The sequence below is a fragment of the Nocardioides sp. Soil_C_8 genome, assembly GCF_057656315.1.
Window position 1 is genome coordinate 822,415 of the sequence record NZ_JBDGKQ010000001.1, and the last position, 15,666, is coordinate 838,080.

The following is a 15,666-nucleotide window of genomic DNA, read 5'->3' on the forward strand; positions in this document are numbered from 1 at the left end:
CCTCCAGGTACGCCGACGGGCCGCCGTCCACGAGGGACGACGGCCCGCATCCGGGGGCAGGCAGGCTCAGTCCTGGAGCACCCGGTCGTGGCGGAGCGAGCTGGCCCTGGTCTCGTGGGCGGCCAGCACGGAGACGATCGTGATCACCGACGCGATCGTCATGTAGATCGCCACCTTGGGCACGTTGGTGACGCCGGCGCTGGCGTCGCCGAGCAGCTCGATCGCGATGATCGGGGCGAGGGCACCCGCGAAGATCGACGCGAGCTGGTAGCCGACCGAGGCGCCGGTGTAGCGCACCGAGGTGCCGAAGAGCTCGGAGAAGAACGCCGCCTGCGGGGAGTACATCAGCGCGTGGAGGACGAGGCCGACGACGATCGCCAGGATGATCTTGCCCTCCGAGCGGGAGGCGATCAGGTCGAAGAAGACCCACGACCATGCCGCGACGCCGACGGCACCGGCGAGGTAGAGCGGACGCCGACCGACGCGGTCGCTGAGCGCACCGATCAGCGGGATGGTCACGAAGTGCACCACGGAGCCGATCAGCAGCGCCTTGAGGATGAGGGACTTGTCGTCGGCGGTGCCGGCGTAGATCGTGAGGAACGAGATCGAGATGATCGTGAACAGGTAGTAGGAGATGTTCTCCGCCATGCGCATCCCCATGGCCACCAGGACCTCCTTGGGGTACTTGCGGAACACCTCGACGAGCGGCAGGTGCGGGGTCTCCTTGGTCTCCATCTCGGCCTTCGCCTCTGTGAAGACCGGGGACTCCTCGATCGACAGGCGCACCCACAGCCCGACCGCGACCAGCACGGCGCTCAGCAGGAACGGCACGCGCCAGCCCCAGGACTCGAAGGCGGCGTCGGACTGGACGGCCGCGAGCACCCACAGCACGCCGGTGGCGAACAGGTTGCCCAGCGCCACGCCGGCCTGCGGCCACGACGACCAGAAGCCGCGCTGCGAGTCGTCGCCGTGCTCGGCGGCCATCAGGACGGCCCCGCCCCACTCGCCGCCGACCGCGAAGCCCTGGAGCAGGCGGCAGGTCAGCAGCAGCAGCGGCGCGGCGACGCCGATGGAGGCGTACGTCGGCAGCAGGCCGATGGCGAAGGTCGCGATGCCCATGAGGAACAGCGACGCCACGAGCATCTTCTTGCGCCCGACCTTGTCACCGAAGTGCCCGAAGACGATGCCGCCGAGGGGGCGGGCGACGAAGCCGAGCGCGTAGGTGCCGAAGGCGAGCAGCGTCGCGGTCGCGGGCTCGCTCTCGGGGAAGAACAGCGTGCCGAAGACGAGCGCGGCTGCGGAGCCGTAGAGGAAGAAGTCGTACCACTCGACGGCAGTGCCGATCAGCGAGGCGAAGACGACCTTGACGATGCTGGTGCGTCCCGGCTCGGTGCCGGACGCCCCGCGCCCGGCGGCGCTGGTGGTGTCGGTGCTCATGACGTGCCTTTCATGGGGGAATCGGGGGGCGGGGTGGGGCGTGGCTCAGGCGGCGGTCCAGCCGCCGTCCAGGGAGAGGGACGTCCCGGTCATCGAGGTCGCGGCCGGGCTGCACAGGAAGACCACCGCGTCGGCGACCTCCTCGGGCTCGACGAGCCGCTTCAGCGGGGTGCGGGCGAGGAGCACGGAGTCGAGGACCTGGTCCTCGGCGATGCCGTGCGCGCGCGCCTGGTCGGTGAGCTGGCCCTCGACCAGCGGCGTGCGGACGTAGCCGGGGCAGACGGTGTTGCTGGTGACGCCCTTGTCCGCCGCCTCGAGGGCGATGACCTTCGAGAGGCCCTCGAGGCCGTGCTTGGCGCTGACGTAGGCCGACTTGTAGGCCGACGCGCGATGGCCGTGGACGCTCGAGACATGGACGATCCGGCCCCAGCCGCGGGCGTACATCCCGGGCAGGACGCGACGCGCGAGCAGGAACGGCGCGTGCAGCATCAGCGTGTGGATCGTGCGGAACCGCTCGGGGTCGAAGTCCTCGACGGCGGCGACGTGCTGCACGCCGGCGTTGTTGACGAGGATGTCGACGTCGAGGTCGAGCCCGGCGATCGCCGCCTCGTCGGTGAGGTCGACGACGTGAGGGGTGCCGTGCACCTGCGCGGCGACCTTGGCGACACCTTCGTCGTCGCGGTCGAGCAGGTGGACCTCGGCGCCGGCCTCGGCGAGCCGGGCGGCGACCGCTGCGCCGATGCCGCTGGCGGCGCCCGTCACGAGGGCCCGGCGTCCGGTCAGGGCGGGTGGCGCGGAGGGGGTGGCGGTGGTCATGGCCCTCACCGTAGGGAGCGGAGTGACGGACGGCACATGGGGTGCGCGCCCACAGTTGGGGCGCGAGCATGTGGCGAGAGCACACCTGCGAGGGCCGTCAGCCGTCCTGGAGGCGCGACAGACGGAGCGCGAGCTGGAGGTCGAGCGCGCGGCCGGGTTCGCGCCACCCCGCCCCGAGGAGCTCCCCGATCCGCTCGAGCCGCTGCGTCACCGTGTTGGGGTGCAGGTGCAGGGCGGCCGCGGTGTCCTTGAGGTGGCCGCCGCTCGCGAACCACGCCTCGAGCGTGGCCACCAGGCTCGTGCCGCGCCGCTCGTCCCACGCGCGCACCGGACCGATCGAGGCCTCGATGAAGGAGGTGACGTGCTCGGGGTCGTTGTCACCGAGGAGCAGGCGGGCCACGCCGAGGCCGGCCGGGTCGCTCACGGCGCCACGGCGGCCGAGGCGCACCAGCGTGTCGAGGCAGCGCCGCGCCTCGTCGTGGGCGGTCACCAGCCGGTCGCCGTTGAGCGCGTCGCTCGTCCCGGCGACGCCGACGGTCGCCACGCCCCCGAGCTCGGCCACGGCCGCCTGCAGGTCGGCCCCCACCCGGCGGGGGTCCTCGCTCGGCACGACGACCACGACCGCGCCGCGGTGCTCGCCGGCCAGCCCGGAGCTGCGGCGCGCGAGGGCCACGGCGGCGCGGCTCGCGCGGTGCCGGTCGGCACCGTCGACGGTGGCGGCCGCGACCACGACCGGCCCGTCGAGGCTCGCGCTGTGGCGTCGTACGCGGTCACGCAGGCGCTCGCGCGAGTCCGGGTCGGACTCCAGCAGGTCGGCGAGGAGCTGGCCGCCGAGGCGCTCCTCGGCGTCGGTGACGGAGCGGGCGAACAGCAGGACCAGCGCGGTGACCAGCGCCCCGCGCTCGAGCGTACGGCGACCGGCGAGGTCCAGCGGCTCGTCGCGTCGGAGGACCAGGGTGGCGACGTGCTCGGTGCGGGCGAGCGCGGCGGCGACGAGCCCCGACCCGGTCGCCACCGAGCGACCAGAGGCCACCGCCTCGGCGACGGCCTCCGGCACCGCGTCCGGCCGAGCCGCCGGGGCATCCTCCCCGGCCAGCAGCTCGTCGGTGGGTGTCCAGACCGACACCGCGCCGCCCAGCACGCCGGAGAGCACCTCGGCCACCTCGGCGACCCCGCCGCCGCCGATGAGCAGGTCGGTGAGCCGGTCGTGGGCCAGCGCCGCGGCGTCGACGGCCTCGGTGTGCCGGGTGAGGGACCGGTTGGCCTCGTCGAGCTCGGCGAAGAGGCGGGCGTTCTCCAGCGCCACCACTGCGTGCGCCGCGAAGGACGTGAGCAGGCTGACCTCGGACTGCGGGAACCGGCGCACGGAGCGGTGCACCGCGAGGAGCGCGCCGATCACCACGCCGTCGAGGACGAGGGGCACGCCCAGGATGGCGCGGATCTGCTCGCCGGCCACCGCCTCGTCGATGTAGCCCTGGTGCACGAAGCGCTCGTCCGCGGCGTAGTCCTCGGTGAAGTAGGCCGCGCCGGTCTGGGCGACGAGCCCGAGCAGGCCGGTGCCGAGCGGCAGCCGCAGCGTCTGGAACTCGCGGGTCAGCGCGCCGTCGGTGACCTTCATGTAGGACGCGCCGTCGTCCTCGTCGTTGAGCGAGAGGTAGGTCATGTCGCAGTGCAGCAGCTGGCGTGCGCGGCGCACGATCGCCGCCAGGATGGTGTCCACGTCGCGGATCGCGGTGAGGTCGGAGGCGGTCTCGTAGAGCGCGGACAGCTCTGCCTCGCGGGAGCGCATCCGCCCCATCAGGTCGCGCAGCCGGACCGCCACGTCGTACTCCGAGCGCAGGACGGTCGCGTCGGCACCGTCCAGGCGCGCCTCGCACTGCGCGAGGTGCTCGTCGAAGGCGGCCAGCGGCGCCTCGTCGTAGAGCAGGTCCAGGAAGGTCGGCACGCCGCACATCCTGCCCCGTCGGAGCCGGTGGTGGCCTCAGCCCTCCCGGGAGAGGAGCATCTCGCGGTCGCCGTAGACGACCTTGTCGCCGTCGACGAGCGCTGCCGGCTTGCCCGGCGCGAGCTGGCGCGAGACCCCCTGGCGCACGAGCACCGTGCCGTTGGTCGAGCCGCGGTCCATGACCACGATCGTCCCGTCGGGCGCCGGGCCGAACTGGGCGTGCGTCTTGGAAACCGACATGTCGGCCGAGGTCAGCGGGATCAGGTGGGCCACCTGCTCGCCCGACCGCGGCTCGGGGCGGCGCCCGACCAACGCGAGGCCCGCGATCACGAAGCTCTCGCCGTTGTCGAAGTGGACGCGCCAGCGCTGGGGTGCGACCGGCGTGCCGGGCGGCGGTGACCACGGCTGCGCGGGGGCGGGTGGCCGCTGGTGCGCCGCCGCGGGTGGCAGCGGCGCCTGGGCCTGGACCGGCCGCGCCGGTGACAAGGGCGCCTGGGCCGGGCTCGGGGGTGCCGCCTGGGCCGGTGGCGGTGGCGCCTGGACCGACGGCGGGGCGGCCGCCGGGCCGGCGAGGTCGGCGGGCAGCGGCTGCCGGCGCATGGAGTGCTCGGAGCGCTCCGGGGTCCTGACCTGCTCGACGGGCGGGGCCGGGACCAGGCGCATCGCGGTGAGGTTGACGATGTGGCGCGGTCCGTCGTCGACGGCGGCGTCGGCCACCTCGACCACGGGGCGTACGTCGACCACGACGGTGTGGGTCAGGTGGTCGTGCCAGCCGCGGCGCTGGCGGCCGCGGTCCTCCACGGCCGTCCAGGCCAGGGTGGCCACGCCGATGCCGAAGGTGGGCAGGCCCGCGACGCCCAGCACGAGCGAGCGGAGCAGCGCCGGGCCGACCCCGATCGGGGTGCCGGTGCCGTGGTGGACCACCCGCAGGCCGGTCACCGCCTTGCCGGGCGAGGTGCCGGTGACGCCGAGCACGACGGCCAGGACCAGCCAGACCAGCACCATCGCACCGGCGACGGCGCCGACGACGGTCCAGAGGTCGTCGGACACGAACAGCGCCGTCGCGACACCGACGGCGGCGATGAGGGTCCAGGCGAGGAGCCGGTCGATCGCGAACGCGGCGAAGCGTCGCTCGAGCTCGGCGACGGGGTAGGTCATGGCCTGGGGGTGCTGGGTCACGGGGGTCACGAGGGGATCTCGGCGGTTCTGGGGTCTCGGCGGCTCGGTCGCGGGTGGGTTCCGGCTCAGGGGTTGGTGACCTGGATGGTCACGCCGTCGCCGAGGTCGAGGACGGCGCCGGGGATCAGGCTGACGGCGATGCCGGGCTTGAGGTCCTCCGCGTCGAGGCCGGGCTGGGCCAGCACGGTGCCGTTGGTGGACCCGAGGTCGGTCGCGATGGCCGACCCGTGGTCGGCGCCCGCGCCCGGGCGGATCTCGAGGTGGGTGGAGGAGATCTCCTGGTGCGGGCTGGGCACCGTCACCACGTGGGGCTGTTCGTGGGAGGCGAAGCGTCGCGCCTCGGGCGCGCGGCCCACGAGCACGGTGCGGTCGACGGCGACGACGTCACCGGTGGAGAACACGAGCGAGGCGACGGGCTGCGCGACCACGTCGGGGGCGATCTCCTGGCCGGGGATCGGCGGACGGTGGAAGTCGGCGTGCGGGGGGCCGACCTGCGTCTGGCCGTCGCGGTCGGTCCAGTCGTCCGGCACGACGGGGGTCTCCCCGGTCGGCGTCGGGTCGTCCGCGGGGGCGCCGAACTGCATCGGCGCGGCGGGGAGAACGGGGGCGGCCGGGACCGGGTCGGGCTCCGGGCCGGGCTCGCGGTCGGGCTCCCGGGCCACCTCGGGCTCCGGCTCGGGCTCCGGGTCGGGCTCCGGCTCCGGTGCGGCGAAGGTCTCGGGGTCGGGCTCGGGCTCGGCGGCCTCGACGCGGTCGTCGGCGGGAGCCGCGGACGCGACGGTCGCGGACGGCGTACCGAACTCCACGACCGAGACGCGGGCCAGGCCGGCGGTGAGCGGGTGGTCGGCCGCGCCCTCGCCGGTGAGCGTCACCCGGACGCTGCTCACGCCGGTGAGGACCTGCTCGGCCCACGTCGCGCCGGGCGCGGCGCTGACGATCTCGTCGCCGCCGGTCGCGGACACGGTCGCGGTCGGCGCTCCCCGCACGACGAGGTGGGTCGCGTCGTCGTCGTGGGCGACCAGGGCGAAGTGGTCGAGCGAGGACAGGCCTCCTGCGAGCAGCGCGTCGAGCAGGGCGTCGGCACCCGCGCCCGAGTCGGCGAGGTCCCACAGCGCGGCCACCCGGCTGCGCTGGCTGACCGGCAGCACGACGGTCACCCGGTCACCGACGACGGCGTACCAGTCCCCCGGCGCGAACCTGGCCTCAGTGCTCACAGTCGTCCCCCCAGCTTGGATTCGAGACTCGCCAGCTGGCGCTGGGAGTCGTAGGTCGCGTCCTTCACCAATCCCACCACATCGACGACCACCGCCGTGGCGTTGTCACGACCACCGGCTGCCACCGCCGCCCGCACCAGCGCGTCGGCGGCGTCGCGAGGATCGGCGACGGACTCGAGGATCTCCTCGATCTCTTTGTCCTCGATCATGCCGGTCACGCCGTCACTGCACAGCAGCAGGCGCTCCACCGAGCCGAGCGGCAGCAGGAAGAAGTCGGGGCGGATGCCCTCGGGACTGCCGAGCGCCCGGGTGATGACGTGACGCTCGGGGTGGACCGACGCCTCCTCGGCCGTGATGCGCCCGGAGTCGATGAGCTCCTGGACGACGGAGTGGTCGACGCTCACCTGCTCGAGCCGGCGGTCGACGATGCGGTAGATCCGGGAGTCGCCGAGGTTGGCCAGGAGCCACTTGGTGACACCGTCGTCGACGACGAGCACCGCCACCACGGCGGTCGTGCCGGCGTGCCAGCCGGGCTGCATCGCACGATGGGCGTCGCCGTAGTCGACGATGCGCGACTGCGCCCGCGCGAAGGCGTCGGCGACCTGCTCGGCTCCGCGGCGGGGGTCGTAGGACTCGGCGAGTCGCTGGAACTCCTCGACCACCATCTGGCTCGCGACGTCGCCGCCGGAGTGGCCGCCCATGCCGTCGGCGACGACGAAGACGGGCGGCGCCACGAGGTAGGAGTCCTCGTTGACCTTGCGCACCAGTCCGACGTCCGTCGACGCCCCGTGGTGCAGATCAACGTCAAGCATGTCGGCCCTCTTCGCCCCGTGTCGAGATGTGGGGCCGCGGTGCCGACCCGGCGAGTAGCGTAGAAGGGATGTCCAGTTCAGGGCGGACGACACCCGCACGCACCCTCGCCGACCAGCTGCGCAGCTGGCCGGACGAGCGGCTCGTGGCGCTGCTCAGGGCCCGTCCCGATCTCGCCACACCCGCCCCTCAAGATTCGTCGCAGCTGGCCTCGCGGGCTGCCACGCGTTCGTCGATCCACCGGGCCCTCGACGGACTGGACCGCCTCGAGCTTTCCGTGCTTGATGCCCTTCTGGTTGCAGGTCAAACCACTTCCGCGGACCTGATCTCGATCGTCCACGCCGACGAGGGGCGCACGGCGGCCGCGCTGCAGCACCTGCTCGACCTGGCCCTGGCGTGGGAGGCCCCCGGAGGCGTCCGGGCGCTCACCGGCGTGGCCGATGCGATGCGCGGCATGCCCGGCCTCGTCAGCGGCCTGCGCCCGTCCAGCCCCGAGCCGGCGAGCCCGGAGGTGGTGTCGGCCCGGATCGCCGAGCTGTCGCCTGCGGCGACCGCGCTGCTGCGCCACGTCGACGACCACGGCGGCGAGGGCACGACCGGCTCGGCGCGGCGCACGGTCTCGCCGGCGGAGGCACGCACGCCGGCCGAGGAGCTGATCAGCCGGCGCCTGCTCGTGCCGCGCGAGGGCGACGCGGTCGTGCTGCCCGGCGAGGTGGGGCTGGCGCTCCGCGGCGGCCGGACGACCCGCGAGCCGGTCGACGAGGTGCCGGCGCTGGCGACGTCGGCGCGCGATGCGTCATTGGTCGCCCGGACGGCCGCGGGCGCGGCGTTCGACGTCGTACGCCGTGTGGAGCTGCTGCTCGACCACTGGGGCGTCCAGCCGCCGAGCGTCCTGCGCAGCGGCGGGCTCGCGGTGCGTGACCTCAAGGCGGTGGCTCGCGAGCTGCACGTCGACGAGCCGGTTGCGGCACTGGTGGTGGAGGTCGCGCTGACCGCCGGCCTCGTCGCCGAGGCGGCCGCCGGCGACGGGACACCGTCGTGGCTGCCGACCGACGAGTTCGACGTCTGGTCCGGGCTGCCGCTCGCCGAGCGGTGGACGCGCCTGGTGGGCGGCTGGCTCGCCAGCAGCCGGGTGCCGTCGCTCGTCGGCTCGCGCGACCCCGCGGGCAAGTCGTGGAACGCACTCGCCCCCGAGCTCTCCAGCGGGCTGGCCGAGGAAGCCCGCCGGCTCGCGCTACGGGTGCTGGCGGAGGTGCCGGAGGGCGAGGTCCTCGCCGTCGGCACCGGCACCGCCTCGCTCGTACGACGCATCGGCTGGCTGCGCCCGCGCCGGCCCACGATCTTCGCCGACCTGGTCACGGCCGCGCTGTCCGAGTCGGCCGCGCTGGGCGTCACCGGCGCCGGCGGCCTGCCGCCCAGCGGACGGCACGTGGCGACCGGCGACCTCGCGGCGGCCGCGGAGGCGATCGCCGCCGACCTCCCCCGACCGGTCGACCACGTCCTCCTGCAGGCCGACCTCACGGCCGTGGCCCCCGGCCCGCTCGAGACCGAGGTCGCGCGGAGGCTGCACCTGCTCGCCGACGTGGAGTCGCGCGGTGGGGCGACGGTCTACCGCTTCACCTCCGGGTCGCTGCGCCGCGGCTTCGACGCAGGCTGGTCCAGCGGCGAGGTGCGCGACTTCCTCGCCTCGGTCTCGCAGACGCCGGTGCCCCAGCCGCTGGAGTTCCTCGTCGACGACGTCGCCCGCACCTTCGGCACCGTGCGGGTCGGTCACGCCGAGGCGTTCCTGCGCGCCGACGACGAGGCCGCCCTCGCAGCCCTGGTCCACGACCCCCGTGGGCGCAGCCTCGGCCTGCGCTTGCTCGCCCCGACGGTGGCGATCGCCACCTCACCGCTCGACGTCCTGCTGCCCCGGCTCCGCGAGCTCGGAGCCGCCCCCGTCGTCGAGGCCGCCGACGGCACGGTCCGCGTGAGCCGCCCGGACCTGCAGCGTGCCCGCACCCGCCGCGGCCGCCGTCCGGCCGGTGCCGTCGAGGCGCGGCAGGCGGCGCAGGTCCAGGCGGTGGCGACGGCCATCCGTGCCGGCGACCGGGCCGAGTCCTCACGGCCCGCGAGCGCCGAGGCGACGACCACCCCGTCGGGAGCCCTGGCCGCCCTGCGGGAGGCGATCGAGGCCGGCAGCACGGTCGTCATCGGCTACGTCGACAACCACGGTGCGACGGGCGAGCGCGTCGTCGACCCGCGCCGCCTCGACGGCGGGCGCCTGTCGGCGTACGACCACCGCGCCGACGACGTCCGGGAGTTCGCCGTGCACCGCATCACACGGGTGCGCACCGCGTGATCACACGCGTGAGCACCCGTGTGGGCGCCTCCGTAGACTTGGGCGATGGACTTCATCCGGTACGCCGAGCGCGCAGCGGCGCTCGTCAACGCCGACCTGGGCGACGAGGAGGCGCTGCGCGAGCACCTCGCCGACCGCTCGTGGCTGCACCGCTCGCTGGTCGCGGGTGACGTCGGGTCAGTGCAGGCGTTCCAGGCCGACCTGCGGCCCGTGTTCGAGGCATCCGACGTCGACGACGTCGCGCTGGTGGTGAGCTCGCTCAACGACCTGCTCGCCCGGCACCCGGTCACGCCGATGATCTCCGACCACGACCCCGACAACCTCCACATGCACGTCGCCAACCGGGCGGCGTCGGTCGCCGAGCTGTTGATCGGGGAGGCCCTGATGGGGTTGGCCACCCTGGTCTGCGACCTCGGCGCCACCCGCCTCGGCATCTGCTCGGAGCCCCGCTGCGAGCACGTCTTCGTCGACACCTCCCCCAACCAGTCACGCCGCTACTGCTCGGACCGGTGCTCCTCGCGCGCCAACGTCGCCGCCTTCCGGGCCCGGCGTCGCGCCGAGCAGGTCGGCCGTCCCCCGACCGCCCGCCGCGCCGCGGCGGCGTCCTCGTGAGAGCCGCCGGATGAACGACGGCCCCCTCATCGTCCAGTCGGACAAGACGCTGCTGCTCGAGGTCGACCACCCCGCTGCCGCCGAGGCCCGCAAGGCCATCGCCCCGTTCGCGGAGCTCGAGCGCTCCCCCGAGCACATCCACACCTACCGCCTCACGCCGCTGGGGCTCTGGAACGCGCGGGCGGCCGGGCACGACGCCGAGCAGGTCGTCGACGCGCTCCTGTCGTGGTCGCGCTACGCCGTCCCGCACGCGCTGCTCGTCGACGTCGCCGAGACGATGGGGCGCTACGGCCGGCTGCGCCTGGAGAAGCACCCGGTCCACGGCCTCGTGCTGTCCTCCACCGACCGCCCCGTGCTCGAGGAGGTGCTCCGGGCGAAGAAGGTCGCGGGGATGCTCGGTGCCCGGCTCGACGACGACACGGTCGCCGTCCACCCCAGCGAGCGCGGCAACCTCAAGCAGGCGCTGCTCAAGCTCGGCTGGCCCGCCGAGGACTTCGCCGGCTACGTCGACGGCGAGGCGCACGACATCGACCTCGCCGAGGACGGCTGGACGCTGCGCCCCTACCAGCGCGAGGCCGCCGACTCGTTCTGGGACGGCGGGTCGGGCGTCGTGGTGCTTCCCTGCGGCGCGGGCAAGACGATTGTCGGCGCCGCCTCGATGGCCCACGCCCGGGCGACCACGCTGATCCTGGTGACGAACACCGTGAGCGCCCGCCAGTGGAAGGACGAGCTGGTCGCGCGCACCTCCCTGACCGAGGACGAGATCGGCGAGTACTCCGGCGCCGTCAAGGAGATCCGCCCGGTCACCATCGCGACCTACCAGGTGCTGACGACCAAGCGGAAGGGCGTGTACCCGCACCTCGAGCTGCTCGACGCCCGCGACTGGGGCCTCATCGTCTACGACGAGGTGCACCTGCTGCCGGCGCCGATCTTCCGGATGACCGCCGACCTGCAGGCGCGTCGCCGGCTCGGGCTCACCGCCACCCTCGTGCGCGAGGACGGCCGGGAGGGCGAGGTCTTCTCCCTCATCGGCCCCAAGCGCTACGACGCCCCCTGGAAGGACATCGAGGCGCAGGGCTACATCGCACCGGCCGACTGCGTCGAGGTGCGCGTCAGCCTGCCCGACGGCGAGCGGCTCGCCTACGCCACCAGCGACCCCGACACCCGCTACCGGCTCGCCTCCTGCACCCACGCCAAGATCGACGTCGTACGACGCCTCGTGCAGCAGCACGCCGGACAGCCGACGCTGGTGATCGGGCAGTACATCGACCAGCTCGACGAGATCGCCGAGATGCTCGACGCCCCGGTGATCAAGGGCGAGACGTCGGTCAAGGAGCGGCAGCGGCTCTTCAACGCGTTCCGCTCCGTCGAGATCGGCCTGCTGGTGGTCAGCAAGGTCGCCAACTTCTCCATCGACCTGCCGTCGGCCGAGGTGGCCATCCAGGTCAGCGGGTCCTTCGGCTCGCGCCAGGAGGAGGCCCAGCGGCTCGGGCGGCTGCTGCGCCCGAAGACCGAGGGCCGCAGCGCGCACTTCTACACGATCGTCTCGCGCGACACCGTCGACGCCGACTTCGCGCAGAACCGGCAGCGGTTCCTCGCCGAGCAGGGCTACGCCTACCGCATCGTCGACGCCGGGGACCTGCCGGCCGACGCTTGATCGCGCTCCGGGCGCTTCGCCTCCTTGGCTAGCCTCGACCGCGTGACCCTCCGTGACCGCCTCGGCGCCGAGCTGTTCAGCAAGGTCGCCGGCCCCGACGGCCCCCGCAACCGGCGGCGCGTCCACGGCACGCCGGGGCCGCGCTGGTTCGCCCCGGGCTCCCCCATCGGCCGGGTCCACGGCGACGCGTCGATGTTCGTCGGCGGCATCCGGGCGATCATGCTGCAGTCGCTCCACCCGGCCGCGATGCAGGGGGTGGCCGACCACTCCGGCTACCGCGGCGACATGTGGGGACGGCTCGCGCAGGTCTCGACCTACATCGCGATGACCACCTTCGGCGCCGAGCAGGACGCGCTGCAGATGATCCGCGCGGTCCAGCGTGCCCACGAGTCGGTGACCGGCACGATGCCTGACGGCACGCCGTACGCCGCCTCGGACCCCCACCTGCTCGGCTGGGTCCACGCCGCCGAGATCCACAGCTTCCTCGTCGCGCACGACCGCTACGGGCACCGGCCCCTCGCCGGGGCGGAGCGCGACGAGTACGTCGCCCAGACCGCTGTCGCGGCCGAGCACCTGGGCGTGGTGGATGCCCCGCGGTCCGAGGAGGACCTGCGCGCGACGCTGGCGGCGTACGCCCCCGAGCTCCGCGGTACGCCGGCGGCCCAGGAGGCGATCCGCTTCCTGCTGCTGCACCCCGACCTGCCGGTGGCCGCACGTCCCGGCTACCTCGCCCTCGCCTCGGCCGCCATCGGGCTGCTGCCGGCCGCCGCCCGCCGCGAGCTGCGACTGCCGCCCGTGCCCCCGGTGACCAACCGCGTGCTCGGCGCGGCAGCCACCCGCACGATCCGGTGGGCGATGGCCTCCGGTCACGCCGAGGCCCGTGAGCTGCAGCAGGCGACCCAGCAGTGAGCCTTGCCGACCGCTGGCCGCTCGCCGACCACCACGACCTCCGCGACGACCTGCTCGCGGCCTGGGACCGGCCCGGCTACCACGACCTCCGCCACCTCGAGGAGGTCCTGGACCGGCTCGACCTGCTGGCCGCGGCGGGGTGCCGGTTCGACGCCATGTCGGTGCGCCTCGCCGCGTGGTTCCACGACGCCGTCTACGACGGCGCCCAGGAGGACGAGGAACGCTCCGCGCTGTGGGCCGAGCGCGCGCTTGCTCCGGGACGCCGCGACGAGGTCGCGCGGCTCGTGCGGATGACCGCCGAGCACCGCCCCAGCGCGGACGACCCCGCGGGGGCCGCGCTCAGCGATGCCGACCTCGGCATCCTGGCCGCGCCGCGTGAGCGGTACGACGCCTACGTCGCCGGGGTGCGCGCGGACTTCGCCCACGTCGGCGACGACGACTTCCGGGCCGGCCGGGCAGCAGTGCTGCGCGACCTGGTCAACCGGGAGCAGGTGTTCAGCACCCCGCAGGCGCGCGAGCTGTGGGAGGACGCCGCGCGGGCGAACCTCGAGCGCGAGCTCGCGGAGCTCGAGGACCTCAGCGGTCGTTGAGCTGGAGGTAGACCGTGAAGCGGTCGTGCCGGTAGCAGGTGCGGGAGACCTCGACGATGCGACCGTCGGACACGGCGCGCCGCGCGTGGCGCAGCACCGGGTCGCCCTCGTCCACCTCGAGGACCGCCGCCTCGTCGGCGCTCGCCCGGTCGGCGCTGATGGAGTCCTCCACCTCGGTCGGGCGCAGGCCGCGGGCGGCGAGCGCCTCGTAGAGGCTGGTGGGGGTGCCGTGCTGGAGGAACCCCGGCAGCAGCACCTCGTTGAGGTAGGCGTCCTCGACGCAGACGATGGCCTGGTCGGCGCGGCGCAGCCGGCGCCAGTGGAGCACCGGGTCACCGGGCGAGATGTCGAGCGCGCGGGCGACGCCGGGGCCGGCCTGCTCGACGCGGGCGAGGAGGGTCTGCGACTCCGGCAGCATCCCGCGGCGGCGGATCTCCTCGGTGAACGACGTGAGCCGGCCGGCTGTGCGGGGAGGCTGGGCGACGAAGGTGCCGCGACCCGGGATCCGCTCGAGCAGGCCCTCGGCGACGAGGGCGTCGAGCGCCTGTCGTACGGTCATCCGCGCGACGCCGAACCGGGCGACGAGCTCGCGCTCGGACGGGGCCGCGGAGCCGGGCGGCTGGGCCTCGATGAGGCCCCTCACGTGCTCGCGGACCTGGACGTGCTTCAGCGCCCGCTGGCGCGGGACGACGAGGTCCACGGGTTCCATGGCACTCAGGCTAGGACTGGGCTGGACCGGCGGTCCGCAAATTGACCAAGCCTGTGGTAAACCCTTGAGGATTTCTTGAGTTTCGAACGGATGTTCGATTCATCGCGTACCATGGGTCCCGTGGACTTCCAGACGTCCCTCTTCGCCGACGACACCGCGGATTCCGTGGTGCTGGCTCCTGAGCGTCGCCAGCTGTCCCACGGAGCGTGGGTGGACGTGCAACGCAACTGGCTACGCGACCCCGACACCGTGTTTTCCGCACTCGTCGAACGGGTGCCCTGGCGGGCCGAGCGCCGCGAGATGTACGACGCCGTGGTCGACGTGCCCCGGCTGGTGCACACCTACCTCGCCGCCGACCCGCTCCCCCACCCCGCGCTGACGCAGGCGCGCACCGCGCTGAGCGAGCACTACCTCCCCGAGCTGGGCGAGCCCTTCGTGACGGCCGGCTGCTGCTACTACCGCGACGGGCGCGACTCGGTGGCGTGGCACGGCGACACGATCGGACGCGGTCGCACCAGCGACACCATGGTGGCCATCGTCAGCGTCGGCGACCCCCGCCGGCTGCTGCTGCGCCCGCGCGGCGGGGGTGCGTCGATCGCGCTGACCATGGGCCACGGCGACCTGGTCGTGATGGGCGGCTCGTGCCAGCGCACCTGGGAGCACTCCGTGCCCAAGGTCGCCCACTCCGGACCGCGGCTGTCGGTCCAGTTCCGCCCGCTCAACGTCTTCTGATCACGACCTCCGCAGCAGCCGTCGCAGCACCACGAGGACGACCAGCGCGGCGAGCGCCTGCCTCCAGTACGACCTCGCGAGCACCGGGAGCACGGCGCTGCCGAGGTCGAGCGCCTCGGGCTCCCGCGGCGGCGGCCTCGGTGGTGCGGGTGGGGGCAGCGGGGCGGCCGCGGCGGGCGGCGAGGACGGCGGTGGGGGCTGCACGGACGTCGCGGCCACCTCCTGGGGCGTCTCGTCCGATGACGCGTCCGGCGCGTCGGAGGACTCCGCGGGCGCCGCCAGCCGCTGCTCGAGGCAGGCGACGAACTGCCCGAGCAGCTTGTCGGAGACGTCCTGCATCACCCCGCGCCCGAACTGGGCCGGCTTCCCGGTGATGGCGAGGTCGGTCTCCACCGACACGTCGGTCGAGCTGCCGGCGTCGACCATCGAGACCGTGACCTTCGCCCCCGCGGTGCCGTTGCCGCGCTTGTCCTTGCCCTTGGCGTCGACGACGAAGCGGTGCGCCTCGGCGTCCTTCTCCACGAACGTCCCGCTGCCGTTGTACTGCAGGGCGATCGGCCCGAGCTTGACCTTCACCGACCCGGAGAACGAGTCCTCGTCGGCCTCGGTCACCTGCGCGCCCGGGAAGCACTCGGCGACCGAGGCGATGTCGTTGAAGTGCGCCCAGGTCTCCTCGACGCCGATCGGGACGGTGAAGCGGTGGCTCAGCTCCATG

14 protein-coding genes are annotated in these 15,666 nt (G+C 74.0%); 6 read left to right on the top strand and 8 right to left on the bottom strand.

Going from position 1 to position 15,666, the window contains the following annotated elements:
* Positions 1 to 66: 66 nt before the first annotated feature.
* The 6 genes from AC3A3L_RS04055 to AC3A3L_RS04080 all read right to left on the bottom strand — a co-directional run bounded on the left by AC3A3L_RS04055 (position 67) and on the right by AC3A3L_RS04080 (position 7,403).
* Positions 67 to 1,437 carry an MFS transporter gene (locus AC3A3L_RS04055; protein WP_487638740.1) on the bottom strand — a complete coding sequence of 457 codons (1,371 nt, stop codon included), beginning with the start codon at positions 1,435 to 1,437 and terminating at the stop codon, positions 67 to 69.
* A gap of 45 nt (positions 1,438 to 1,482) precedes the next feature.
* Positions 1,483 to 2,253, bottom strand: a complete 771-nt coding sequence (locus tag AC3A3L_RS04060) for a 3-hydroxybutyrate dehydrogenase (RefSeq protein ID WP_487638741.1) — start codon at positions 2,251 to 2,253, stop codon at positions 1,483 to 1,485.
* A gap of 97 nt (positions 2,254 to 2,350) precedes the next feature.
* Positions 2,351 to 4,198: a helix-turn-helix domain-containing protein gene (locus tag AC3A3L_RS04065; protein ID WP_487638742.1), complete on the bottom strand. Its 1,848-nt coding sequence runs from the start codon at positions 4,196 to 4,198 to the stop codon at positions 2,351 to 2,353.
* Positions 4,199 to 4,234: 36 nt separating this feature from the next.
* Complete coding sequence (locus AC3A3L_RS04070) at positions 4,235 to 5,356, bottom strand: RDD family protein (RefSeq protein WP_487638743.1); 1,122 nt, start codon at positions 5,354 to 5,356, stop codon at positions 4,235 to 4,237.
* An 86-nt stretch (positions 5,357 to 5,442) separates the two neighbouring features.
* Entirely contained in the window at positions 5,443 to 6,591 is a 1,149-nt protein-coding gene (locus AC3A3L_RS04075) for an FHA domain-containing protein (protein ID WP_487638744.1), read from the bottom strand.
* On the bottom strand, positions 6,588 to 7,403 hold the full coding sequence (locus tag AC3A3L_RS04080) for a PP2C family protein-serine/threonine phosphatase (RefSeq protein WP_487638745.1): 816 nt from the start codon (positions 7,401 to 7,403) through the stop codon (positions 6,588 to 6,590). Before AC3A3L_RS04080 ends, AC3A3L_RS04075 begins: the two co-directional genes overlap by 4 nt.
* Before the next feature lie 68 nt (positions 7,404 to 7,471).
* Between AC3A3L_RS04080 and AC3A3L_RS04085 the strand changes: the two genes are divergently transcribed.
* Genes AC3A3L_RS04085 through AC3A3L_RS04105 form a run of 5 tightly spaced genes read left to right on the top strand, consistent with a single transcriptional unit; the run spans position 7,472 to position 13,510 of the window.
* Positions 7,472 to 9,742, top strand: coding sequence for a helicase-associated domain-containing protein (locus AC3A3L_RS04085; protein WP_487638746.1), 2,271 nt, complete (start codon positions 7,472 to 7,474; stop codon positions 9,740 to 9,742).
* A gap of 45 nt (positions 9,743 to 9,787) precedes the next feature.
* On the top strand, positions 9,788 to 10,354 hold the full coding sequence (locus tag AC3A3L_RS04090; protein ID WP_487638747.1) for a CGNR zinc finger domain-containing protein: 567 nt from the start codon (positions 9,788 to 9,790) through the stop codon (positions 10,352 to 10,354).
* 10 nt (positions 10,355 to 10,364) lie between these two features.
* The gene (locus tag AC3A3L_RS04095; protein WP_487638748.1) at positions 10,365 to 12,011 is read left to right on the top strand and encodes a DNA repair helicase XPB; all 1,647 of its coding nucleotides are present in this window, start codon (positions 10,365 to 10,367) and stop codon (positions 12,009 to 12,011) included.
* A 42-nt stretch (positions 12,012 to 12,053) separates the two neighbouring features.
* Positions 12,054 to 12,920, top strand: a complete 867-nt coding sequence (locus tag AC3A3L_RS04100; protein WP_487638749.1) for an oxygenase MpaB family protein — start codon at positions 12,054 to 12,056, stop codon at positions 12,918 to 12,920.
* Positions 12,917 to 13,510 carry an HD domain-containing protein gene (locus AC3A3L_RS04105; RefSeq protein WP_487638750.1) on the top strand — a complete coding sequence of 198 codons (594 nt, stop codon included), beginning with the start codon at positions 12,917 to 12,919 and terminating at the stop codon, positions 13,508 to 13,510. Before AC3A3L_RS04100 ends, AC3A3L_RS04105 begins: the two co-directional genes overlap by 4 nt.
* Here the strand turns inward: AC3A3L_RS04105 and AC3A3L_RS04110 are convergent.
* The gene (locus tag AC3A3L_RS04110) at positions 13,497 to 14,219 is read right to left on the bottom strand and encodes a GntR family transcriptional regulator (RefSeq protein WP_487638751.1); all 723 of its coding nucleotides are present in this window, start codon (positions 14,217 to 14,219) and stop codon (positions 13,497 to 13,499) included. The genes AC3A3L_RS04105 and AC3A3L_RS04110 overlap by 14 nt on opposite strands.
* A gap of 111 nt (positions 14,220 to 14,330) precedes the next feature.
* On the opposite strand from AC3A3L_RS04110, the gene AC3A3L_RS04115 reads away from it, so the two are divergent.
* Positions 14,331 to 14,951, top strand: a complete 621-nt coding sequence (locus AC3A3L_RS04115; protein ID WP_487638752.1) for an alpha-ketoglutarate-dependent dioxygenase AlkB — start codon at positions 14,331 to 14,333, stop codon at positions 14,949 to 14,951.
* On the opposite strand, the gene AC3A3L_RS04120 is transcribed toward AC3A3L_RS04115, so the two are convergent.
* On the bottom strand, positions 14,952 to 15,665 hold the full coding sequence (locus AC3A3L_RS04120; protein WP_487638753.1) for an SRPBCC family protein: 714 nt from the start codon (positions 15,663 to 15,665) through the stop codon (positions 14,952 to 14,954). It abuts the gene before it with no gap.
* Position 15,666 lies beyond the last annotated feature (1 nt).